Origin of the sequence: Urechidicola vernalis (genome assembly GCF_031846385.1) — a bacterium.
GTDB classification, from domain to species: domain Bacteria; phylum Bacteroidota; class Bacteroidia; order Flavobacteriales; family Flavobacteriaceae; genus Urechidicola; species Urechidicola vernalis.
This window is the reverse complement of the sequence record NZ_JAVRHV010000001.1, coordinates 416,020-438,154: the sequence shown is the minus strand read 5'-3', so window position 1 is coordinate 438,154 and position 22,135 is coordinate 416,020. Positions and strand designations below refer to the sequence as shown.

Here is a 22,135-nt window from a genome sequence, read left to right as displayed (position 1 = left end):
TGTTCAATTGCTTGTATTTAATTTATAAACATTATAATTCTTTCAAGAAAATAAATAACTTTTAAAAGATTAAACCTCTTTTCTCAGAACTTCTAAAGGTGGACTGCTTAACACACTTCTTATATTAAAGAGTCCAATCATTAATACCAGTAACGTAATTCCTGGTAAAAACACCAAGAATGGTATACCAGAAGGTACAAAAGGTTCATTAAACAGAAAGGTGGCTAATAATTGACTTCCAATAAGTGATAATAAGATACCCATTAGACTGCCTAAAATACCTAAATAGAAATATTCAAGAGCTGAAATTTTAAGAATCTGAGGGCTTTTAGCACCCATGGTTCTAAGCAACACACTCTCTTTAACACGTTGGTATTTGCTGGTACGAACAGAACCAATAAGAACAATGATTCCTGTTAGAATGCTAAAAAATGCCATAAAATTAATAACCCAAGACACCTTGGTTAATACATCTTCTATAACGCTATAAATTTGACGTAAATCAATGACCGAAACATTAGGAAACGAAGCCACCAAATCGCGTTGCAATAAAGCAGAACTTTCTGCATCTGGCACATATGCGGTTATTACATGAAATTGCGGTGCTTTTTCCAAAACACCTGCCGGAAAAACAACCATAAAATTAAGTTGCATACGTGCCCAATCTACTTGGCGTATGCTTCCAACAGTCGTTTCCATAAGTACGCCTTGTACATTAAATACAATTTTATCATTGATGCTTAAATTTGCGTTTTCTGCCAAATCTTCTGAAATAGAAATGATCACATCTTCACCTCTTTCTACCGCAGTTTGCCACTCCCCTTCTACAATTGTTTCCGAGGCAATTAGTGAGTCTCTATACGTGGTTCGAAACTCATGGTTTAAAACCCATTGATTTACAGTTGAAGCTGTATCTTTTCTAATATCATTGGATAATATTCCATTAATGCTCTGTATGCGCATGGTTACCAATGAAAGTTTGTCGATAACCTTTAAATCTTGATTCGCTACAGACTGCACAACCGCCTCCTTTTGCTCTGTTTGTACATCGAGTAGAATAATATTGGCGTTGTTACCTGTACTTGACAATTGGGTTTTAGACAATAGTATATCCTTGGTAAAATACAAAGTGCTTATTAAAAATGTACCTAAACCTACGGATAGCAGCAATACCATTGTCTGATTATTAGGCCTAAATAAATTTAGAAGACTTTGACGAGACGTAAAACCCCATTGTGTTGGGAAAAAGCGTTTGATAATTTTCATTGATAGTATGGCAATACCAGCTAGAATAGAAAATGTAATAACCACAGCCATTACAAAACCTAAGGCTTGTGTAGCATTTCGTAACAATAAAAATGAGAACCCATAAACAAAAACCAATATTGCAGTGAAGGTATATATTCTAGCTCTTTTCGGTTTTTTGGTACCATTATTACTCATACGCAATACTTCTAACGGCGTCACATACCAAGTATTCAATAATGGTAAAAGCGCAAATAAAATAGACATAAGTACACCTAAAAGAACACCGGTAATTAATGGTAGTGCGGTTATACTAACTTCTATATCAAACGGCAGGAATTCCTTTAAAATATACGGAAAGGTTTCCTGTAATAAGACACCTAAAGCAGTACCTATAATGCCTCCCAAAAGCCCCATACCAATAACTTGTGTCAAGAATATGAAGAAGGTTTGTTTTCTTGAAGCACCAATGCATTTTAATACAGCAACTGATGCCAATTTTTCTTTTATGTAAATATGCACAGAACTGGCAATACCTATACAACCAAGCAGTAATGCAATAAAGGCGGCTAGGTTTAAGAATTTACCAAAGTTATCATATCTTCTTCCTAATTGTCTACTTGTACTTTCGTGCGTGTCAATATCAGCATTTTCAGCATCTAAAATAGGATCTACGTTGTCGTCTAGTAGTTTGAGATCTACATCTGGCGCTTTAAAATAATATTGATATTCCTTGCGACTACCCATTTGTAACAATTCTGTTTCTGGAATCAAATCAAAAGGAACAAGTACAGAAGGTGCTACCGCACTTGTTATTGCTGAAGAACCTGGAATTGCTATCAATTTACCTACAATAGGTAAGGTGATTTTTCCAATTTTAATGGAGTCACCAATGTCGATATTAAATTGCAAAAGCATAGTGGCGTCAACCACTGCACCTCCAGAAGATTGATAAGTGCTCCCTGCAGATTCGGGTTCAGTCGTTAAATCACCATATAAAGGGAAACTACCTTGAAGACCTCTAACTCGGACCAATCTTGCGCTCCCATTTTTAGGAAATGCAGCCATAGATGAAAATGTAACCTCCGTGGCATCAGCGCCTCCTAAAGAATCTATAATGGCTTTTACGCGCTCGGTTGGTTTGTCATTTGAATCTATTAAAAAATCGGCACCCATTAAGGACTTAGATTGCCGTTGGATATTATCTTTAAGATTACTGCTGAACAACTGAATGGAAACCACAGCGGCTATACCCAAAATAATAGAGGCCATAAATAAAAGAAGCCTGCCACTACTCGCCTTACCATCTCTCCAGGCCATTTTAAGAATCCAAGTTATTCCTACTTTGGGTTGTGATTTTTTGGATTTCAAACTACTCCGGTTTTTTCATTACTTAATATCTTCCCTCCTTTTAATCGCAAAATCCGTTGTGTTTTATTGGCTAATTCCAAATCATGTGAAATTATGATTAATGTAGTTCCTGCTTCTTTATTCAATTCAAATAGTAATTGAATCACCTTTTCACCGGTTTCTTCGTCTAGATTCCCGGTAGGTTCGTCAGCAAATAAAATATTTGGTTTATTTGAAAATGCTCGGGCCAATGCTACACGTTGTTGTTCACCACCCGATAATTGCGATGGATAATGATCAACACGATCTTTAAGCCCAACTTTTTCTAATAACTCTAGTGACACGTCTTTCGCATTCTTGTCTCCTTGTAATTCCAAAGGTACCATCACATTCTCAAGAGCTGTTAGTGTAGGCAGTAGTTGAAAATTTTGAAAAATAAACCCAACGTGCTCGTTCCGTAAACTAGCGCGCTCATCTTCATTTAAATCCTGTAATTGTTGCCCACAAAGTTCTACGGTTCCTTCACCTGGGTAATCCAAACCTGCACATAGACCTAGTAAGGTCGTTTTACCACTTCCAGAGGGACCGATTATGGCAAAGGTTTCACCTTGCTCCACTTCAAATGAAATATCTTGTAATACCGTAATAGTTTTTGAGCCACTTTTATAAGTTTTTTCTAGCCCATTAATCTTTAATATCTTTGACATGTTATTTTTTGAAATATAAAAGAACCAAATTAAGCAAATGAATTCGATTTTAAAGTATCCTAAGTTCCCAATTATGTTAATGTGTCGTTATTTTTTGATACTTGTATTACTGATCTCTTGTGGTGGTGAAAGCTCCAAAAAGACAGAACCAACTAATTCAGAGACAACTGAAAATAAAACCTCAGTCGAAACAGTAGAGACAAACAAAAACATCTTGTTTTTTGGTGATAGTTTAACCGCAGGTTTTGGCCTTGATGACGCGAATGATGCTTTTCCAGCAATTATTCAATCTAAGATAGATTCTTTAGGATTAAGTTATAAGGTTATTAATTCTGGAGTAAGCGGAGAAACATCATCAGGTGGATTAGGCCGAATTGAATGGGTTTTAAATCAAAAAGTTGATGTTTTTGTACTTGAGTTAGGTGCGAATGATGGTTTAAGAGGAATTCAACTAAAACAGACACGAGAGAATTTACAGACCATTATTAATAAGGTTCGTAAAACCTATCCTAAAGCTTCAATTATTCTGGCAGGGATGCAATTACCGCCTAATTTAGGACAAGAATATACAGAAGAATTCAGAACTATGTTTAATGAATTGGCAGAAACTAATAAAGTCGATTTGATTCCTTTTCTATTGAAAGATGTTGGTGGTATTGCTGAATTAAATCTTGGGGACGGAATACATCCAAATATTGAAGGGCAAAAAATTGTAGCAAATAATGTTTGGGAAATTTTAGAAACGGTTTTAGTTCGTTAAATTTAGATTGCTTTTGAGAATATTTTCCTTTTTCATTGTTAAGTGATTTGACATTCCTAAATAATTGGAACTCTAAATCTTTGCTCACTCCTTTCTAATATAATTTTAGGAGTAGAAAAAACTAGAATGTTTAAGTCATTTCTGAAAAAAGAATATTTGATTAATTCAATAAACTATTATGTTCATCGTTTCTACATAGGTGTATATTCCATTAATGTATATTTGTTAAAATTAGTTTAGATGCTTATTCATTTAATTCAAATCCTTATATTTTCTTCATTTATATTTCTTTCATTTTTAATGATGTCCAATCCTTTAAAAGTGAACAAGAAGGCAAATAAATGGTTTGGCGTGTTTTTATTTTTATGGGCATCATTTTGGGTTGATGAAATTTTAATTCTTACAAAAGCAAATCCGTTAAGTGAAATTTCAACTTTATTAATTTCCTTTTTTCAGTTTTTTACACCAATTATACTTTATCTAAGTATTGTGTTTTTTACAAACCCAAATTACAAGTTTAGAATTAAGGACTTCTTATTTCTTGTATTGCCAATTGCATATTTAATTTTGCTTATTATTAGCATTATAACCCCTGTAAATATTGATTCTATCTTAGTATTTACACTTATTCTTCATGCACTCATATTTACCACCTTGTCTTATTTAAAAATTCGTAAGCACCAGCATCAGATAAATCTATTTTCTTCAAACACAATAGAAATTGACTTAAAGTGGTTAGAGTATATTGTTTTAGGAATTATTTTTATTGCAATAAGTATAACTGTTTTTAATTTCGTGTATTTCGGGCTTCCTTTAAATTTATATATCAATATAATCATGCTTGGCGGGGCATTTTTTGTAGCATATCATGCATTAAGGCAAAAAGAGATCTTTCCATTAAATGAAAAACATAGAGAAGAAATTATTGCCTTAGAAGATGATGAAAGACTTGTTGATATTCCGAAACGTAAAATAATTAAGGACGAAGATCTTGTAGTGTTGAAAACCAAATTAAATGTATTGATTAAAAACAAGGAATTGTATTTAAATCATGAAATAAATTTGGCGTCCTTATCTGAGGAGATGAACATCACTTCACATCAACTTTCTTATATTATCAATAACGGTTTTAATCAAAACTTCTTTCAGTTTATTAATGAATATCGTGTTGAAAAAGCAAAAACCTTGTTAATGGATAAATCTTCAGATAACTTATCAATTTTAGGTATAGCATACGAATCTGGTTTCAGTTCTAAAACTGCATTTAATACTACATTTAAGAAATTTACAAACCAAACTCCTTCTGAATTTAAAAAACATAGTTCTGGTTTATAAATAAGAACACCTTTAAGTTGTAATATGTTGATTATGAGTAACTAACAATTATGTCCTGTTTTATAAATACGAGCATATAAAGTAGTCCTTGTATCTATTTTTGCTTCATAATATTTAGTAAAATACTATGAATTCGAAATTAGAATATGCTGTAATTACTGGAGCGAGTCAGGGTTTAGGAAGAGCCTTTGCTCTTTCACTTGCCGAAAAAGGCCAGAATTTAATTTTAATAAGTCTACCAAATCAAAAGTTAAATCAACTCGCAAAACAAATTGAGGAAGATCATTATGTTAAAACTGTTTATTTTGAATTAGATTTTTGCTCTGACAAGGATGTTATAATTCTTACAAAGTATTTAAATAGCAATTTTAATGTAAATATATTAATTAACAATGCAGGAACTGGAGGCACAAAACGCATAAATGATGCGTCACTTACGTACTTAAACACCATTATTCAAGTAAACATTAAAGCCACTACTGTATTTACACATCAATTACTTCCGAACTTAAAAAAACAGCAAAAATCCTATATTCTAAATGTTTCAAGTATTGCTGCTTTTTCTCCAGTAGGTTATAAAACGGTATATCCGGCCTCAAAGGCATTTATTCATTCTTTTTCAATTGGGCTTTCAGAAGAATTAAAAAGTTCAAATGTTTCGGTTTCTGTAATAAACCCAGGAGCAATGAAAACCAATCCTGAAATAACAGCAAGAATAGAAAAGCAAGGTATAATAGGCAGATTGACCTTATTAGACCCGAAAAGGGTTGCAGACTTTTCTATAAAAAAAATGTTTCAGGGAACAACATTTATTCTAATAAACCCTATCAGTTGGTTTATAGCTTCCCTTTTACCAAATAAAATAAAAGTACCCATGATGACTAATATTGTAAAACGAGAAGCCTAGTATGAAAAGATTTTTTGTTACTGGAGCTAATGGTTTTTTAGGGACTAATCTGTGTCATGATCTTTTAGATAAAGGGTATCATGTAACAGGGTTAGTTAGAGATAAAAACAGTTTTAAAGGCAATCTACATAAAAACTTAAGTTTAATAGAAGGTCAATTGTTTGATGATTTTGCAATGTTGTTTAAGCGGATGGATGTTGTAATTCATGTTGCAGCAACTACAGATCAAAGTTTACTTGATTATGTAACATATTGGAAAATTAATTGTAATGCTACCAAACAAATATTTAATACGGCAATTTTGAGTAATGTAAAGCGCTTCATTTTTGTAAGCACTGCAAACACCATGGGATATGGTACTTTGCAAGAATTGGGGACGGAACAAAATAATGTGAACACATTATTTAAGCAATCCTATTATGCTAGGAGCAAATTAGAAGCAGAAAATTACCTACTAACAAAAAAGCATAAAATAGATACCATCATTGTGAATCCAACTTTTATGCTTGGTGCTTTTGATTCAAAACCAAGTTCAGGAAGAATAATTTTAATGGGTTGGAAAAAACACCTTGTTTTTTACCCACCTGGAGGAAAGAATTTTGTGCATGTAAAAGATGTTACTTCCGGAATTATCAATGCAATTGATAAAGGGATTTCTGGTGAAAAGTATCTGTTAGCGAATAAAAATATGAGTTATAGAGAATTTTTTAAACTACTCAATACTATTACCAATCAAAATCCAATTATGATCCAAATACCTAAACAACTTTTATTAAGCCTAGGTTATTTAGGGGATCTACTAAGAACATTACAATTAAAATCAAACTTAAGTTTAATCAATACCAAAATTTTATGCATTGAAAATTACTTTTCTAATAACAAATCTATTGAGCATTTAAATATGACTTATCAGCCAATTGAAAAAGCAATTTCAGATGCTATAGATTATTTCTCAAACTCAAAAAAACAATTATGATGATTAGATCAGTAGTATTATTAGCAACCATATTTGTTGCATTTATTGAATTGCAAGCGCAAAATGTAACTCTAGAGGGTATTAATACACTCCAGGAATTTGTTTCAAAAACCAAAAAAGGTTCTTGGGAAGAGGTAAAAAACAAAAAGGGCATTAGCATAAATTACAGAGATTTAGTGGTTTCAGAAACAATAGAAACACGAGAACTATCGGTACGGTTTAATATAAAATATAGCAGTATAGACTCACTCATAGCCCATATTAAGATGCCAAAGCATGTAAGGAATTGGAATGATGCTGTAAGGGAAATTAGCCTTCTAATCAATAACAAAAGGAGTTGGATTTCACATACTGTATATGATATTCCATTTCCTTTTAAGCAACAAGATCTGGTCACCTATTCTACATTGAATAAAGATGGTGATGTAATTATTCTTTCTTCTAAATCTATACCAAACTATATTCAACCAAAAAAAGGAGTCCACCGTGAAGGATATAATTTATCCGAATGGCGTTTAACCACATCTAACAATGAAGTTGTTGAAGTAGAATTTTGTGCTATTTCATTAACAAATTCTTCTATCCCAAGATTTTTGAAAGATCCAATTATTCAGCGAAACTTAATAAACTCATTTATTAACTTAAAACAAGGACTTTTATAATATGAAAAATCCAATTAACCTATTTAAAGGCCTCTTCAAAATAGAAGATAGCCCTGAAGTAATAGCAAAAGGATTTGCAATAGGCTCGTTTATAGGCATGATTCCTATTCCTGGATTTCAAATATTTGTTGCTTTTGGGGTCTCCAAGTTTTTAAAAGTTAACTCCAAGGCTGCATGTATTGCTGTATTTAATACTAACCTGTTAACAGGTGCATTTATATTTGCTTTTAATTATTGGTTGGGTAAAACAGTATTAGGTATTTCTTCTACATTTGAAATACCTAAAGTCATCAATATACAATTTGTGAACACCATTTTAAGAGCAGGGTCTGACGTTTATATCTCATTAGTTGTTGGTGGAATCATTACAGGAATTATCTTCGCTATAGTTTCTTATTATCTCTTAAAACAGTTTTTGAAAAAAAGACAGTTATAAAAAAAATTTCAAATTCATTATTGCAATTTTGCAAAAATAACACTCAAGTCATTCTTATATATTTCTAAATTCTGCGATTGTAAACTTTTAATTAGTTGAATAGTCTCTCCAAATCTTGCGACACTCAAAGGTTTTCCATCAATGACAAATACATTCGAAGTCCAATCGTTTAGATCATACTCTTCTTTTTTAACCTCTTGCTTTGCTGCATATTCTTTTACTAAATTGTTATAATGAAACGTACAATCTGTAGATGATTTATGTTTAATAAATTCTACTTTGTAGGTTCTAGAAGCAATATGAATTATTTTGGAAGACATTTTGATCGTATTTTTCTAAAACTAGAAATTAATAAAAAGAGAATCGTTTTAAGGAACTTAGAAAGTTAATCTACGGCTATAAATTGCTTGTATTGTCCATACCTATCCATTATTTGATTTACATAATTTACAGGTTCAGTTCCACGCACATACCCATGCTTTATATACTCTTTTTTATAATTTGATGGATAACTAAGCGCTAACAACATTTCATCTACATTTCCATGCCAAGTATAGGGATCTAAATCATTTGCTTCCGCCAATTTTTGGGCATCCGTAATATGCCCGAAGCCACAATTATAAGCCGCCATCGTTAATTTTATTCTGTTTATAGAATCCGGAATATGCTCAAATTGATCGTATAATTTTTTTAGATATGTAGTACCCGCTCTTAAACTTTCTTCTGGAATGGTTGGATCTTTAACATCTAATGATTCTGCAGTTCTCGGCATTAATTGCATTAAACCCTGTGCGCCAGTCCATGATGTTGCTTTTGGATCGAATTTAGATTCTTGATAGACCTGTGACGCTAACAATCGCCAATCCCAATCCAATTTTTTTGCATGCGATTTAATGTATTTGTCATAAGCACTAATTTGGTTGTTAGCCAGACTATAATAATCACTTTTACTCCTATTCTTGAACGTTCTTTTATTTTTAAAATACTTATTATAAATGACATTAAAATCAGTGGTCTTTCGTTGTGAAAGTATCCAAGAATCAAGAAGCTTTTTAAATTCCGGGGATTTTTTTCGCGTTACCCATGAAATCCGTTGCGAAAACGAAATAGGAACACTGATGTCCAAATTTATTCGATCAGATGCATTTATTCTTGCTAAATTTTCATCTGCTATGGTGTATTTGATTTTTCCATCAGATACCATATGTATTATTTCACCTGTACTTAAAGAACTGTCTAAACTGTCAATAATTATATCTCCTCCAATTTCATTAGAAAGGCTTTGCAAACGCTCATAGTAAGCAGAGTTTTTCCGAATAGAAATGGTATCGTTAATCAATTCTATTGGATCATGAATCAATGAATTTTCTAATTCCTTCCATGAGATTTGCAGAAAATTATCAGGTTTTTTTTGAACGAGTACTTGCTTTGTTAGGTAAAGATATTCCGTAAAATCAACTTCCCATTGGCGTTGTTTTGTTACAGTCATACCATGCGCAATTAAATCTACATCACCTCTATTCAAGACTTCAAATTCTGCATCTAAATCTTTAGAAACGATCAACTCTAGTTCTAAATCTAATTCTTTCGCTAAACGTTTAAGCAACTCATATTCGAAGCCCATTGGCTCACCTTTGTATAGAAAGTAACTGGTGCTGCTGTACACTACCATAGCACGAAGAATCCCATCTTCTCTGATCTCATCCCAATCTCTATCAACAGAATTGGCAACAAATGGATTGTAGGCCTCATCTTTTCCTCCCATATTAGATGATCCTGGTTTTTTACAAGATAAAAGCAATAATAGGGTTGCTAGAAGAACGGGTATATATTTGTTTAGAATTTTCAACTTTCTCAAATATAGCAATATTTCATTAATTAGGATTTCTTATAAATCAGAACTCACATAAAACTTAGCGTCCTTGCATTCTTTTCCAAAGATTGGACATTAAAAATTTGAAATCTGCTTCATCTTTTGGTGTTTCTGTAGCAATGATTCTATTGTTTTCTTGTTTGAGTATATATGAAAAAGTGAAAACTGTAGTTCCATCTTTTTTTGGCATTGTACCAAAACGTAAATCATTAAAAATCCATTCGTTTTCTTTTTGTTCCAAAATATACCATCCTTGACTGATTTCAATCATTCTATTTACATCTGGGTATTTCAGCATTTCATTTGAAAACACTCTGTTTTTTGGAAAATGTTTAAACTGGATTGGTTGTGTGTTTAAAAATGAATAATCGGCAATTAAATAGCCATCTGGGGTATCAATATTTGCATTCCAAAGAATGGTATTAAATGGAGCAGGTCTGGTACTTATTTTAGTATATTGTACATTTTGATCGTCTAGCGCTTTTTTAAATTGCTCTGTTGCCAAGTACTTGATAAATAAAGTTGAAATTAGATATAAGGTTGATATTTTTAAGCCAAATCTATTGATAGACTGTCGCTTAGGAGAGGTTCGTTTATAAAACAATACCAGAATCGTACATGTTAAGAATGGCAATGTGTATAACGGATCAATGACAAATATAGAATTGAAGGCTATTCTAGCATTAAAGGGCCAAAACAATTGTGTACCCCAAGTTGTGAATGCATCTAATAGTGCATGTGTTAATAAGCCCCAAAAGAACAAAGCAGCCCAAGGTTTCCAACCCAGATTTAATTTCCTCTCAAATTGGTTTACTAGCCAACCTAAAATGGGAGCCATAAGAACACTAAAAATTATAGAATGGCTAAAACCTCTATGCCATTCTATAATTGTTATAGTATCTGTAAAATTTCCTAGTATTACATCTAAGTCGGGTATGGTGCCTGCAATGGCACCATAAAGCAACGCTTTATTCCCTACTCTTTTTCCTAGTACGGCTTCTCCTACTGCTGCACCTAAAACTATTTGCGTTAGTGAATCCAAATTAGACTATATGACGTAATAATTATGGATTCATTACTTTATCATTGGTATTTCTATTTTTGATGGATATTTAGAACTATGATGCACTTTGTTATGTGCGGTTACGGCGTCTTTTTCATCATAATTATTTCCACCTGTATTTAAGTTTCTCGCAAATCTTGGAAAGTTACTACTCGAAACTTCAATTCTAATTTTATGACCTTTTTTAAAATAATTACTTGTACTCATTGGTGTTAATTTCACTTCATATACTTCACCATTTTCCATAAACACCTCTTTGTCATAACCTTCTCTATAGCGAACACGTTGAATAGTTTCGTCTAAATTATAAGCTGTACCATCTGGATATACATCAATTAGTTTAACTGTAAAATCAGTGTCCTTTGCATCGGAAGAAACATATAGTGTTGTATTGATAAATCCAGAAACTTCCACACCTTCTTCTAGTGTGTCTGTGGTATAAACTAAAATATCATTTCTCATTTCCATCCCTTGTTGGTCAAAGGCACCCCCTTCAACTGCATTTCCAGTACAACAAACATTCCCTCCATAAGAATCAACCGGATTCAAAGGATCATAAAAGAAACCATCAGGGTTGTCTTGTTTTGCTTTTTTTGATGCTAAAACTCCATCTCCATGCAAAGTATTTGCATTTCCGTTACTGTTTAAATAAAAAGTAGTCATTTCAGTTTCCGCTGGCGGCCAAGATTCTGAAGACTTCCATTCATTTTTTCCCATTAAATAGTATTGAACTCTTGGTGTTTTTTCTTTAAAATTATTTGATTCACCTTTTAGCCATAGATCAAACCAAGCGGTTATTTGTTCGTCATAGTTCAATCTAGCATCTCCAACACTGCGCTCACCTACTATTGTATTCTCCGTTGCTCTTGTGTATCTACAATGCAATGTTGGAGCAATCACTAAATATTGATTGTCTCTAATTTCAGGATCTGAGTGATTTCTCATATGGTTAAACAATGCCAAATTTGGACTGATAGAAACGTCATACCACGATGCGAACCAAAAACTTGGTACATTTATTTCTTTATCATCATGATACAATCCCCCATTAAACCAATCTGGATGATTTGGTTTTCTGCGTACCATTTTGTCGAATACTTCTTTTTTACCATTCATGTTTTTCAACATGTCTTGAATCGGTAAATGTTTCAATGCTTCTGACATATCAACTCTTGGGTTTTCAGGTGCTAAATCGTAAAATCTTGAAATACGGATTAAATCTTCTTGTGTGGCACCTGCAGGTATACGAGGTTTAAACTTATCATGTTCCACACCATATAACCAAGAGAAAAACAACAACTGTTCTGCTCCTCCTCTATACCAATTTCCTTGCTCGTAAAATTCACCTACGCGTCCAACCCCTGCTCCAAATGCTTGAGGAACCATTGCTGCATGAGAAGGATGATCTAGTGCTCCAACAGCCATTTGCCATTCTGCTGTAGAAGAACACCCAATTGTTCCAATCTTACCATTAGACCAATCTTGGTCTTTCATCCAACTAAAAGCGTCGTAACCATCTGTTAAAGGCACTCCTAATATATCCCATTCGCCTTCTGAAAAATAACGTCCACGCTCGTTTTGGACAACATAAGCATAACCCTTAGCAACCCAATCATATGCTCTTTGCATAGTTCTTGTGCGCTCTTCTCCGTCTCCCCAAGAGTTAAAATTATATGGAGTTCTTGAAAAAATTATTGGAACAGGTTTGTCCGTTTTTGGTCTGTAAATATCCGTTGCAAGCCGAATACCGTCTCGCATAGGCATCATTACTTTTTGATCTACAATAGCGATTTCGTTCAATTTTTCATGAATATCAGATTGCGCTTGTAGCGGTATCATAACAAAACATAAAAAAGAAAAGAATAGAAGTTTTAAGAATACATTTTTTTTCATCTGGAAAAGAATTAAGTGGTTAGTTTAAAGTTGCTTAAAAACGTTATAAATATAGTCAATTCACATAAATTAGCATTATAAATTATTAGGATAGATTTTTAGTACTTATGAAGCCTCAAACATTTTTAGAATTTAAAGAAACTTTAAAATTAGAAGCACCAAATGCTAATTGGTCAGAAGCATTGAGGTCTTTATGGTATGAAGCGAATGGAGATTGGAATGCATCACACAATATTGCTCAAGATTTGCATACAGAGTTGGGAAGTTGGATTCACGCCTATTTACACAGAAAAGAAGGCGATGACTGGAATGCTGGATATTGGTATAGGCAAGCTAATAAAAGTTTTCCGAATTCTACTTTAGAAGAAGAATTGAAAGCAATGATCGAGTATGCACTAAATCATTAATAGTTTCAAATTTAGAAACTAATCCATTCACAATTACGGTGGGAATAGATACTTTAATTACTCAATAATTCAGAAATTTCATTGACAGTTTGTCGTGCTGTTTTCCCAACACCATAGATTGTTGCCGAAGCAAACCCTGTCCAACTCCCATAACCTACCAACCATAGATTTGGTTCTTTTATGGCTCGTGTATAATTGGTTTTTATCCTATTATTTTCAATGATATTTAAAGAGGTTAAATGATCCAAGTTTCCTCTAAAACCTGTACACCAAATCACTGCATCAATAGGTTCTTTCGTGCCATCATTCCATATAATACCCGTTTCATAAAAAGATGTGAAAGGACGCTTAGAATGCAAAACGCCTCTACTTCTAGCCTCTTTTACAGAATCAATCATAACAATATTGCTTAAGGAATTTTTAGACCCAGAGTTCGTGCCACTTGTTTTGCCGTAAAATTTTTGCGTCGCAGCATTGAATAAATAACGACCATCTATATCATCGGGCATCATATAGGGTTCTTCTAGTGTAACCCATTGCGTTGCTGCAACCTTTGACACTTCTGCTAAAATTTGTGCACCAGAATTACCACCACCAACAACAAGCACTTTTTTACCTGCTAAATTTGAATTGTTTCGATAATCCACGGAATGTATTTGCAATCCGTTAAAAATTTCTTGTTGTGGATATTTAGGAATAAAAGGTTGTTGCGCAGTTCCCGTAGCACTTACCAAGGTTTTACAATACAATACACCTTGATTGGTTTCCACTTTAAACCGTTCATTTTCTTTTAGAACCGAAATTACACGTGTATTACGTTGTACAGGAATTTCATACCTATCTTCATATTGATTGAGGTAAGAAATAAATTCATCTTTTAAAGGATACTCGTTTTCACTCTTGGGCATTCCCCATCCAGATAAGGAACTGTATTCCGTTGGTGAAAATAACTTTAAACTATCCCATGTTTTTAACCATGCTCCTCCGGGTTTGTCTTGATCATCTAAAACAAGATATTCCAATTTTTTACGACGCAAAAAATAAGCAACCGATAAGCCTGCCTGGCCTCCACCAATTACTAAAGTATCATAGATTTTCATCGATTTCAGTATTAAAGAGTGAATTTGATTTCTTAAATTTCATTAAGTCTTTTTTGCATTAATGACAGCCTATATTATTTAAATAATGTTCAAGCGTACCTTTTTCTTTTTCAATCGGGTATTGTTTAACCTAGACACCAAATCTTGTGCAATGGTTGCGGGTACTGCAACAAAAGCACAATCTTGTTTTAATTCGATCAAGCCTAATTGGTCTTTAGATAGCCCTCCTTGCTTTAAAAACAAACCGGCAATATCACCTTTCGAAATTTTATCTTTCCTTCCTCCCGAAATAAACACCGTTTCCCAAAATATGGATTTACGATTTGCTTGTTTGGAAATATCTTGAACTGGTGCATTTTTTATAAATTCTGGTAATGCTTCATTCTTCCATTTAATAACATAGGCCGTGCCCTCGGCTGCAACTCTAGCAGTTCTACCATTTCTATGAATAAATTCCTCTTGAAACATTGGCAATTCATAATGAATAATGAATTTCATTTCAGGAACATCAATTCCTCTTGCAGCCAAATCTGTTGCAATTAATAATTGATTGGTTCCATTTCTAAATTTTATTAAGGAACGCTCTCTATCTTTTTGCTCCATACCTCCATTGAAGCAACCATGATTTATGCTTTTGCTTGTCAAAAAGTTACTCACACCTTGTATACTATCTTTTAAATTACAAAAGATAATTCCCTGTTCCTGGCCAATATGGCTTAACAATTTCAGCAGGGTTTCTAGTTTATTTCTTGTAGGAGATACAACTGTTCTGACAGCCAACTTCGAAGTAGTTGTTCCTAAATAATTGATTGTTTTCGGGTTGCTCAGTTTGACAAAATCAGGAATTTCAACTCCTTGTGTTGCAGAAGTTAAAATACGTTTACTTAAAGAAGGTAATTGGTTGATAATCCCTCTCATTTCATATTCAAATCCGGTTTCTAAGGATTTATCAAACTCGTCCAAGATCAACGTTTTTATAGCATCTTTAGAAAAACGGTTGTTGCTAAAATGGTCTGCAATTCTACCAGGAGTACCAATTAAAATAGCAGGTTCATGTTTCAACTCAATTTTATCTTTAGACATTGGCCTTCCTCCGTACACGGCATTTACTTTATAACCCGAACCCATAGAACGAATTACTTGTTCTATTTGAATGGCCAATTCGCGCGAAGGCACTAATATCAAGACTTGAATTTCTTTCACATCCCTCTTTAAAATGTTTATTAAAGGAAGTGAAAACGCTAAGGTTTTCCCAGTACCTGTTGGTGATAATAGAATGGTGTCTGCATTGGAACTAATCGTTCTCAAAGCCTCTTCCTGCATAGGATTCAGCGCTTTAATTTTTAACTTTTGAAGTATTTCTTCTTGTCCTTTTTGCTCATTTGCCATATCCATTAGATTATACCAAGATTTTATTACACATGTAATAATGAAGGTAATTAGATGACAAAAATAGACTTAATAATCTGTAATGATTATTGTTTATAAAAAAGAATAGAAGATATGATTCTGAACAAACAACAATTAACTCTGCTCTTTTTTTAGAATCTCAGCAACTACTGCTCTATATTTTTTTGGGTTTCCAGCCTTTTTTATCATTTTAAAAGTTTTTTGCGGGTTGGAAAATGATTGAGAAAAATACTCCCAGAAGCCTTGCATTTTCATTTTAATAGGTGTTGGGCCTGATAAGGCTGCATCGTATTGTTCGTATATGGTGTCATGAAACTCAGAAAAAATTTCCCATCGATTTGTTGGATATACAGTAGTATCGTTCTTAATCATACTTGGTAAAAAAGGGTCAGCAATTAAGCCTCTTCCAATCATAAAATGATCTATTGATGTAAAACGGGCTTGCATCTCTTTATATTTTGCAATACTGGTAATATCTCCATTGTAATACAATTTGTGCTTGGTACTACCTATGCAGCGTTCAAAACCGTCCAAATTTACTCCTCCTTTATACAATTGTTTCCCGATACGTGCATGAATGGCCACATTTTTAAGTGGGTATTTATCTAATATAGAAAAGGTATTCAAGATCTCTTCTGCATGTTCATAACCCAAACGCATTTTCATGGAAACTAGAATGTCAGTTTCGGAATGAACACGATCTAGAATATGGTTTATTTTTTCAGGCTCACAAATCAAGCCAGAACCCATACCTCGTTTCGTAACCATAGGGTATGGACAACCTAAATTCCAGTTCATTTCTTTGTAGCCCAAATCTTGAATGTACTTGACAGCAAATAAAAACTCTTCCGCATCATTGGTCATTATTTGCGGAATCAGTTCTAGTTCGGTATTATTTTCTGGTTTTAAATCTCGTTGATAATTGTTTTTAATCATCAACTTTCCGTTCATACGAATGTACGGGGCATAAAATGTGTCAATTCCACCAAAATACTTATTGATAGCATTTCTGAATCGAAAATCTGTAAACCCTTGTAATGGTGAAGATAAAAGCGTAACCGACATTTAAATTGGTTTGTTGAACTAAATTAAGCTACAATATCAGCTTTCTTAATTTTTCTATAGGTAAACGAATTAAAAATTTTTCTTTTACCAAAGTTGCTTAAAGATTTGCTTCCAGCGAACTTATTAAAAAGTTTCTGGTTTACACCAAAGTATTCATAGGTGTCACCATTTGTAAAAGTAATTTCTAAACGCATACTTTTATGTTGAAAATCGGCTACTTGTGCTTGTGAAATTGTAGTCGCATATTCTTCAGAATTGGCTTCTTTTGTTTCAGGAGCTATACTCACTAAAAAATGATATCCATCAATAATTTCTAAACTTTTAACACCTGCCTTTTCCTTTTCTTCTTCATCTTGAAATTTATCTGGGTGATATTCTTTTACCAAACCTCTGTAAGTTTTCTTCAATTCTTTCAAATCTAAAGTTCCTTCTACCTTAAATAGTTTTTTGTATTGATTGATGCGCTTCATATAACTGTGTTTTTAAATCGGGCGCAAAAGTACTCTTAATCCGTGACTTGTATCACGAAAATTGATTAATATCTAAATATTTTCTTAAATGTTATAAGTGAATTACCAAATCATGATACGCTCTTCCTCTGTTTTATAATTCGCTTCTCCAGGCTTCACATCGAAAGCTTCATAAAAAGGTGTAAAGTTCATTAGCGGACCATTAACACGCCAAATTGGGGGCGAATGAGGATCTGTTGCAACATAGTTGCGTAAATACTCATCACGTGTTTTTACTTTCCAAATATTAGCAACGGATAAAAAGAAACGTTGATTTGGTGTGAATCCGTCTATTTCTTTAAGTCCTTTCCCTTGGTCTGTCATTTTAAAAGCATCAAAGGCAATAGCGATTCCTCCGTTATCAGCGGTGTTCTCTCCAACGGTCAAGGCACCTTTTAAATGGACACTGTCTAATACGGTAAACGAACTGTATTGATCAATTATTTGTTGTGTTTTTTCCTTGAATTTTGTGTAATCAGATTCAGCCCACCAATTACTAACATTTCCATTTTTATCATATTGTGCTCCTTGATCATCAAAAGCATGTGTAAACTCGTGACCAATTACCATTCCAATTCCTCCATAATTTAAGGCATCGTCAGCAGACAAGTCAAAATAAGGAGCTTGTAAAATCCCAGCTGGGAAAACGATCTCATTTAATGATGGATTGTAATATGCCGTAACTGTTGATGGAGTGGTATGCCATTCGTCTCTGTTTGGAACTTTGTTCAATTGATTTAATTCATATTGATACGCATCCTTATTTAAACTCACAATATTTTTAAAGAAATCATCTCTTTCAATAGTTACATTATAAGTTCTCCAAACATCAGGGTATCCAATTTTTTTGTTGATTGCGAACAATTTCTCTTTTGCTTTTACTTTGGTACTATCACTCATCCACTCTAAATTATCAATTCTGACTTCTAAAGCCAATTGAAAATTATTTACCAAATCCAAGGCTCTATTCTTAGCCTCTTCATTGAAATAGCGCTTTACATACAATTGGCCTAATGCGAATCCGATTTGTCTATCAACTCTATGAACCATTTGTTTTGTTCTTGATTGTTGCACGGATTGGCCAGACAATACTTTAGAATATTCAAATGAAACATCTTGAAAAGGAGTGCTCAAAATGCTAGCATAGGTCCCAATTGAGTTTGCTTTTAAATACAATTTCCAGTCATCGATAGATGTTGATTTTAGCATTTTATTTAATGTATCATAATATGCCGGTTGCGCAACGTTTAGTGAATCTATATCTGCTCCAAGTGTTTCAAATACGCTCACCCAATTAATATTATCATGTGATTTATCTAAGTCAAAAACAGCCATTTTATGGTAATTCTCTCTTATAACTCTACGCTGAATTCTAGTTTTATGAGACTGCGCTAATTCCTTTTCTATTTTGTAAACAACCGCTGCTTTTTTAGCAGTTTCTAGTTCTCCGACCAATTCAAAGATGTTTTCTAAATATGTTTTATAGGCTGCTTGAATCTTTGAAACAGATGGGTCTTCCTTAAAGTAATAATCACGATCTGGCAAACCCAACCCAGTTTGGGATAAATGCAAAATATTATTAGTGCTGTTTTTCTGATCTGCAGAAACATAAGCACTTAGCATTGAATAATCTCCTACAGTAATTTGATTCGTTACAAATGCTAATAATTGCTCCGTTGTTTCTATGGCATCAATTCTATTCAATAATGGTTTTATTGGTTCTGCACCTAATTTATTGATTGTTACCGTATCCATTCCAGAAGCATAAAAATCTCCAACCAATTGCTCTACACTTCCATTCGGATGTTCATTTTGAGATACTTCTTCTAAAATATTCTTTAATTTTTCTTGTTGAGGAATGTTTAAAAATCGATACGCTCCTACTCCAACTTGGTCGTCCGCTATTACAGCATTATCCATCCATGTTTTATTTACATGATTAAAGAAATCATCGCCAGGATTTATAGATGGATCTATGTCAGTAAATTTATAGGTCTCATTTTTTGTTTCTCCAACAGTACTGCATGATACAGCAAATAATGATGCAAGAATTATGGTCAAAATATGTTTCATAAGATTTGATTAGGTTAGTTTTCTCAAAGATATGGATTTATAATTCGGATAACAGTATTAAAAGTTATCTTCGCATTTATGGGTGTAAATGAAGATACATTACAATTGCAATACGAAGGGTATAGAGATACACCACCTCTTTGGAAATCTTCTGAATTGTTGGGTTTGTCACAGTTTTCAATTCCCTTTACACCTTCAAATGCGCTCAATAGAGCCATTGAGAGAAGGCTACGCTTAGGAAAATTGGTAGAACAGTTTGTTTTCTTTGAATTGGAACAACTAGATAATTTAAAAGTTCTCGTAGAGAATGAACAAATAAAAAATGAGAAAATTACAATTGGAGAGATCGATGCCTTATTCTTATTTAATGACAGCCCTATTCATTTAGAAATAGTTTACAAGTTTTATTTATACGATCCTTCAATTGGAAATACAGAAATTGAAAAATGGATTGGTCCCAATAGAAATGATTCTCTTCTCAAAAAATTAACCAAATTAAAAGATAAACAACTCCCTCTGCTCTACAAACCTCAAACTGATGTATTGCTAAAAGATTTCAATATAGATAAAAGTGAAATCCAACAGAAAGTGCTGTTTAAAGCCCAATTGTTTATTCCATATGGTGCTACTATGAATACAACTTTCTTAAACAATAACTGTATAGTTGGTTTCTATATCCAGTTTTTCGAAATCGAACAATTTTCTAATTGCAAATTCATAATTCCTAAAAAAACAGATTGGCTTATTAAGCCTTATGCACATGTTAATTGGTTAGATTTTACAGATTTTAAATCTAGAGTTTCTGAATTTATTAAAGTAGAAAGCTCACCTCTTTGCTGGATAAAGTTTCCAAATGGAACTCTTCAAAAGTTCTTTGTGGTTTGGTGGAATTAATTTGTTTTAAATATTAGAAAAAAAAGCACCATACTGATCTTTAAACGAATATCCGTTATCAATACGGTGTCTATCTAATTTGTTATATGATACTAAAGCCCAAAGTATTAATTCCTTTATAAACGGAATATCATTCAATTCAACATTCCCCATGTATATAGCAATTAGGTTGTCTAAGGGTTTAATTTTATTTAAACCGTCATAATATTCTTCTTCTGAACTATCATCTAATAAATCAAATGAAGTTTCATTAAAAAACCAATTTATTAGTTCATCATAAGGCCCAACTTCGTCTTCATTTTCTATTTTCTTAATTTTTGGAAAATACTTATTAAACAATGTTTGAGCCGCATTGTTAATGAGCATTTCCGCAACAAATATTGCGCCCTCCTGTTCCCCTTCATAGACCAACTCAATTTTTCCTGTAATTGAAGGAATCATTCCTAGTATATCCGTAAACCTAATAGATGTCTCTTTTGAATTAGAAATTATACATCGGTGTTCTGTTGTACTTAATAAATTTTCATAGGCCGTAATACTCATTCTTGCGCTGATACCACTTTTTGCATCTACATACTCACTTTTCCTAGCTTCAAATCCGATTTGCTCGACTAAATCCTTAGCCAATTGAGGAATATGAATATCACAAATTCTTGATTCTTGTAATTTTGCCTCTTGATTTGTAATCGTTTGGGCTATTTCAATAGTTTTTGGATAGTGGGTCAGAATTTGAGAACCAATTCTATCTTTTAGAGGTGTAACGATACTTCCTCTATTTGTATAATCTTCAGGATTAGCTGTAAATATGAACTGTAAATCTAAAGGAAGCCTTAATTGAAAACCTCTAATTTGTATATCCCCTTCTTCCAATATATTAAATAGTGCTACCTGAATACGTGCTTGTAAATCTGGTAATTCATTTATTACAAAAATACTTCTATGGGCTCTTGGAATCATTCCAAAATGAATGATACGCTCATTGGAATAATCCAATTTTAAATTCGCTGCTTTTATGGGGTCAATATCTCCTATTAAATCAGAAATAGTTACATCAGGAGTTGCAAGTTTCTCAAAAAATCGCTCATTTCTATGAATCCATTTAATTGGTGTATCGTTACCCAATAGACTTATTTGATTCTTACCATATGAACTAATAGGATTTAAAGGATCATCATTAATATCAGAGCCCTCTATAGCCGGAATGTATTCATCTAATAATTGAACCATCAATCTTGCCAATCTTGTTTTTGCCTGACCACGTAAGCCCAATAGATTTATATTGTGTTGAGATAAAATGGCGCGTTCTAATTGTGGAATTACCGAATCTTCGTAACCATGAATACCTGAAAAAGAGCGCTTCTTATTTCTAATATTTTCGATTAAGTTCTCTCTTAATTCCGTTTTTATACTTCTGGATTTATAGTTTGCCTTAATTAGCTCGCCTAAATTTTTAATTTCTGTATTCATAAT

Annotated in this window: 20 protein-coding genes; 8 read left to right on the top strand and 12 right to left on the bottom strand. The window is 33.0% G+C overall.

All coding sequences use genetic code 11. The annotated features are described in order from the left end of the window. Window positions 1-69: 69 nt before the first annotated feature. Together RM519_RS01960 and RM519_RS01955 are read right to left on the bottom strand one after the other, a co-directional pair. Window positions 70-2,565, bottom strand: coding sequence for an ABC transporter permease (locus RM519_RS01960; RefSeq protein WP_311592547.1), 2,496 nt, complete (start codon window positions 2,563-2,565; stop codon window positions 70-72). A 47-nt stretch (window positions 2,566-2,612) separates the two neighbouring features. Beyond that, on the bottom strand, window positions 2,613-3,302 hold the full coding sequence (locus RM519_RS01955; protein ID WP_311591821.1) for an ABC transporter ATP-binding protein: 690 nt from the start codon (window positions 3,300-3,302) through the stop codon (window positions 2,613-2,615). A 37-nt stretch (window positions 3,303-3,339) separates the two neighbouring features. On the opposite strand from RM519_RS01955, the gene RM519_RS01950 reads away from it, so the two are divergent. The 6 genes from RM519_RS01950 to RM519_RS01925 all read left to right on the top strand — a co-directional run bounded on the left by RM519_RS01950 (window position 3,340) and on the right by RM519_RS01925 (window position 8,378). Beyond that, window positions 3,340-4,062: an arylesterase gene (locus tag RM519_RS01950; RefSeq protein WP_311591820.1), complete on the top strand. Its 723-nt coding sequence runs from the start codon at window positions 3,340-3,342 to the stop codon at window positions 4,060-4,062. A 240-nt stretch (window positions 4,063-4,302) separates the two neighbouring features. After that, entirely contained in the window at window positions 4,303-5,397 is a 1,095-nt protein-coding gene (locus RM519_RS01945; RefSeq protein WP_311591819.1) for a helix-turn-helix domain-containing protein, read from the top strand. 127 nt (window positions 5,398-5,524) lie between these two features. Further along, window positions 5,525-6,304, top strand: a complete 780-nt coding sequence (locus RM519_RS01940; RefSeq protein ID WP_311591818.1) for an SDR family NAD(P)-dependent oxidoreductase — start codon at window positions 5,525-5,527, stop codon at window positions 6,302-6,304. Window position 6,305: 1 nt separating this feature from the next. Beyond that, on the top strand, window positions 6,306-7,280 hold the full coding sequence (locus RM519_RS01935; protein WP_311591817.1) for an NAD-dependent epimerase/dehydratase family protein: 975 nt from the start codon (window positions 6,306-6,308) through the stop codon (window positions 7,278-7,280). Beyond that, complete coding sequence (locus tag RM519_RS01930) at window positions 7,277-7,942, top strand: SRPBCC family protein (protein WP_311591816.1); 666 nt, start codon at window positions 7,277-7,279, stop codon at window positions 7,940-7,942. The genes RM519_RS01935 and RM519_RS01930 overlap by 4 nt, the downstream gene beginning before the upstream one ends. 1 nt (window position 7,943) lies before the next feature. Beyond that, complete coding sequence (locus tag RM519_RS01925) at window positions 7,944-8,378, top strand: DUF2062 domain-containing protein (RefSeq protein WP_311591815.1); 435 nt, start codon at window positions 7,944-7,946, stop codon at window positions 8,376-8,378. Window positions 8,379-8,395: 17 nt separating this feature from the next. Here RM519_RS01925 and RM519_RS01920 read toward each other — a convergent pair whose 3' ends face one another. The 4 genes from RM519_RS01920 to RM519_RS01905 form a co-directional block, all read right to left on the bottom strand. Further along, window positions 8,396-8,698, bottom strand: coding sequence for a hypothetical protein (locus RM519_RS01920; RefSeq protein ID WP_311591814.1), 303 nt, complete (start codon window positions 8,696-8,698; stop codon window positions 8,396-8,398). Between the two features lie 65 nt (window positions 8,699-8,763). Next, a complete protein-coding gene (locus tag RM519_RS01915) occupies window positions 8,764-10,227 on the bottom strand; it encodes an MltF family protein (protein WP_311591813.1) in 1,464 nt (487 codons plus the stop codon). A gap of 64 nt (window positions 10,228-10,291) precedes the next feature. Next, window positions 10,292-11,293, bottom strand: a complete 1,002-nt coding sequence (locus RM519_RS01910; protein ID WP_311591812.1) for a metal-dependent hydrolase — start codon at window positions 11,291-11,293, stop codon at window positions 10,292-10,294. Between the two features lie 33 nt (window positions 11,294-11,326). Then, on the bottom strand, window positions 11,327-13,207 hold the full coding sequence (locus RM519_RS01905) for a CocE/NonD family hydrolase (RefSeq protein WP_311591811.1): 1,881 nt from the start codon (window positions 13,205-13,207) through the stop codon (window positions 11,327-11,329). A gap of 107 nt (window positions 13,208-13,314) precedes the next feature. On the opposite strand from RM519_RS01905, the gene RM519_RS01900 reads away from it, so the two are divergent. Then, a complete protein-coding gene (locus tag RM519_RS01900) occupies window positions 13,315-13,614 on the top strand; it encodes a hypothetical protein (protein ID WP_311591810.1) in 300 nt (99 codons plus the stop codon). 53 nt (window positions 13,615-13,667) lie between these two features. Here RM519_RS01900 and RM519_RS01895 read toward each other — a convergent pair whose 3' ends face one another. The 5 genes from RM519_RS01895 to RM519_RS01875 form a co-directional block, all read right to left on the bottom strand. Then, on the bottom strand, window positions 13,668-14,714 hold the full coding sequence (locus RM519_RS01895) for an ArsO family NAD(P)H-dependent flavin-containing monooxygenase (protein WP_311591809.1): 1,047 nt from the start codon (window positions 14,712-14,714) through the stop codon (window positions 13,668-13,670). Window positions 14,715-14,792: 78 nt separating this feature from the next. Further along, window positions 14,793-16,103: a DEAD/DEAH box helicase gene (locus tag RM519_RS01890; RefSeq protein ID WP_311591808.1), complete on the bottom strand. Its 1,311-nt coding sequence runs from the start codon at window positions 16,101-16,103 to the stop codon at window positions 14,793-14,795. 135 nt (window positions 16,104-16,238) lie between these two features. Then, window positions 16,239-17,189 carry a tRNA dihydrouridine synthase gene (locus RM519_RS01885; RefSeq protein WP_311591807.1) on the bottom strand — a complete coding sequence of 317 codons (951 nt, stop codon included), beginning with the start codon at window positions 17,187-17,189 and terminating at the stop codon, window positions 16,239-16,241. Between the two features lie 23 nt (window positions 17,190-17,212). Further along, entirely contained in the window at window positions 17,213-17,659 is a 447-nt protein-coding gene (locus RM519_RS01880; protein ID WP_311591806.1) for a KTSC domain-containing protein, read from the bottom strand. 102 nt (window positions 17,660-17,761) lie between these two features. After that, window positions 17,762-19,771, bottom strand: coding sequence for a M13 family metallopeptidase (locus RM519_RS01875; protein ID WP_311591805.1), 2,010 nt, complete (start codon window positions 19,769-19,771; stop codon window positions 17,762-17,764). 78 nt (window positions 19,772-19,849) lie between these two features. Here RM519_RS01875 and RM519_RS01870 point away from each other — a divergent pair, with 78 nt between their 5' ends. Next, window positions 19,850-20,665: a DUF1853 family protein gene (locus RM519_RS01870; RefSeq protein WP_311591803.1), complete on the top strand. Its 816-nt coding sequence runs from the start codon at window positions 19,850-19,852 to the stop codon at window positions 20,663-20,665. 6 nt (window positions 20,666-20,671) lie between these two features. Here RM519_RS01870 and RM519_RS01865 read toward each other — a convergent pair whose 3' ends face one another. Continuing rightward, window positions 20,672-22,132, bottom strand: a complete 1,461-nt coding sequence (locus RM519_RS01865) for an AAA family ATPase (protein WP_311591802.1) — start codon at window positions 22,130-22,132, stop codon at window positions 20,672-20,674. Between the last annotated feature and the right edge of the window lie 3 nt (window positions 22,133-22,135).

What these genes read in the sequence shown, in the direction of transcription:
- RM519_RS01960 (WP_311592547.1), bottom strand. Translation starts at nt 2,565, where the DNA reads ATGGCCTGGAGAGATGGTAAGGCGAGTAGTGGCAGGCTTCTTTTATTT.
- RM519_RS01955 (WP_311591821.1), bottom strand. Translation starts at nt 3,302, where the DNA reads ATGTCAAAGATATTAAAGATTAATGGGCTAGAAAAAACTTATAAAAGT.
- RM519_RS01950 (WP_311591820.1), top strand. Translation starts at nt 3,340, where the DNA reads ATGAATTCGATTTTAAAGTATCCTAAGTTCCCAATTATGTTAATGTGT.
- RM519_RS01945 (WP_311591819.1), top strand. Translation starts at nt 4,303, where the DNA reads ATGCTTATTCATTTAATTCAAATCCTTATATTTTCTTCATTTATATTT.
- RM519_RS01940 (WP_311591818.1), top strand. Translation starts at nt 5,525, where the DNA reads ATGAATTCGAAATTAGAATATGCTGTAATTACTGGAGCGAGTCAGGGT.
- RM519_RS01935 (WP_311591817.1), top strand. Translation starts at nt 6,306, where the DNA reads ATGAAAAGATTTTTTGTTACTGGAGCTAATGGTTTTTTAGGGACTAAT.
- RM519_RS01930 (WP_311591816.1), top strand. Translation starts at nt 7,277, where the DNA reads ATGATGATTAGATCAGTAGTATTATTAGCAACCATATTTGTTGCATTT.
- RM519_RS01925 (WP_311591815.1), top strand. Translation starts at nt 7,944, where the DNA reads ATGAAAAATCCAATTAACCTATTTAAAGGCCTCTTCAAAATAGAAGAT.
- RM519_RS01920 (WP_311591814.1), bottom strand. Translation starts at nt 8,698, where the DNA reads ATGTCTTCCAAAATAATTCATATTGCTTCTAGAACCTACAAAGTAGAA.
- RM519_RS01905 (WP_311591811.1), bottom strand. Translation starts at nt 13,207, where the DNA reads ATGAAAAAAAATGTATTCTTAAAACTTCTATTCTTTTCTTTTTTATGT.
- RM519_RS01900 (WP_311591810.1), top strand. Translation starts at nt 13,315, where the DNA reads ATGAAGCCTCAAACATTTTTAGAATTTAAAGAAACTTTAAAATTAGAA.
- RM519_RS01895 (WP_311591809.1), bottom strand. Translation starts at nt 14,714, where the DNA reads ATGAAAATCTATGATACTTTAGTAATTGGTGGAGGCCAGGCAGGCTTA.
- RM519_RS01890 (WP_311591808.1), bottom strand. Translation starts at nt 16,103, where the DNA reads ATGGCAAATGAGCAAAAAGGACAAGAAGAAATACTTCAAAAGTTAAAA.
- RM519_RS01885 (WP_311591807.1), bottom strand. Translation starts at nt 17,189, where the DNA reads ATGTCGGTTACGCTTTTATCTTCACCATTACAAGGGTTTACAGATTTT.
- RM519_RS01880 (WP_311591806.1), bottom strand. Translation starts at nt 17,659, where the DNA reads ATGAAGCGCATCAATCAATACAAAAAACTATTTAAGGTAGAAGGAACT.
- RM519_RS01875 (WP_311591805.1), bottom strand. Translation starts at nt 19,771, where the DNA reads ATGAAACATATTTTGACCATAATTCTTGCATCATTATTTGCTGTATCA.
- RM519_RS01870 (WP_311591803.1), top strand. Translation starts at nt 19,850, where the DNA reads ATGGGTGTAAATGAAGATACATTACAATTGCAATACGAAGGGTATAGA.
- RM519_RS01865 (WP_311591802.1), bottom strand. Translation starts at nt 22,132, where the DNA reads ATGAATACAGAAATTAAAAATTTAGGCGAGCTAATTAAGGCAAACTAT.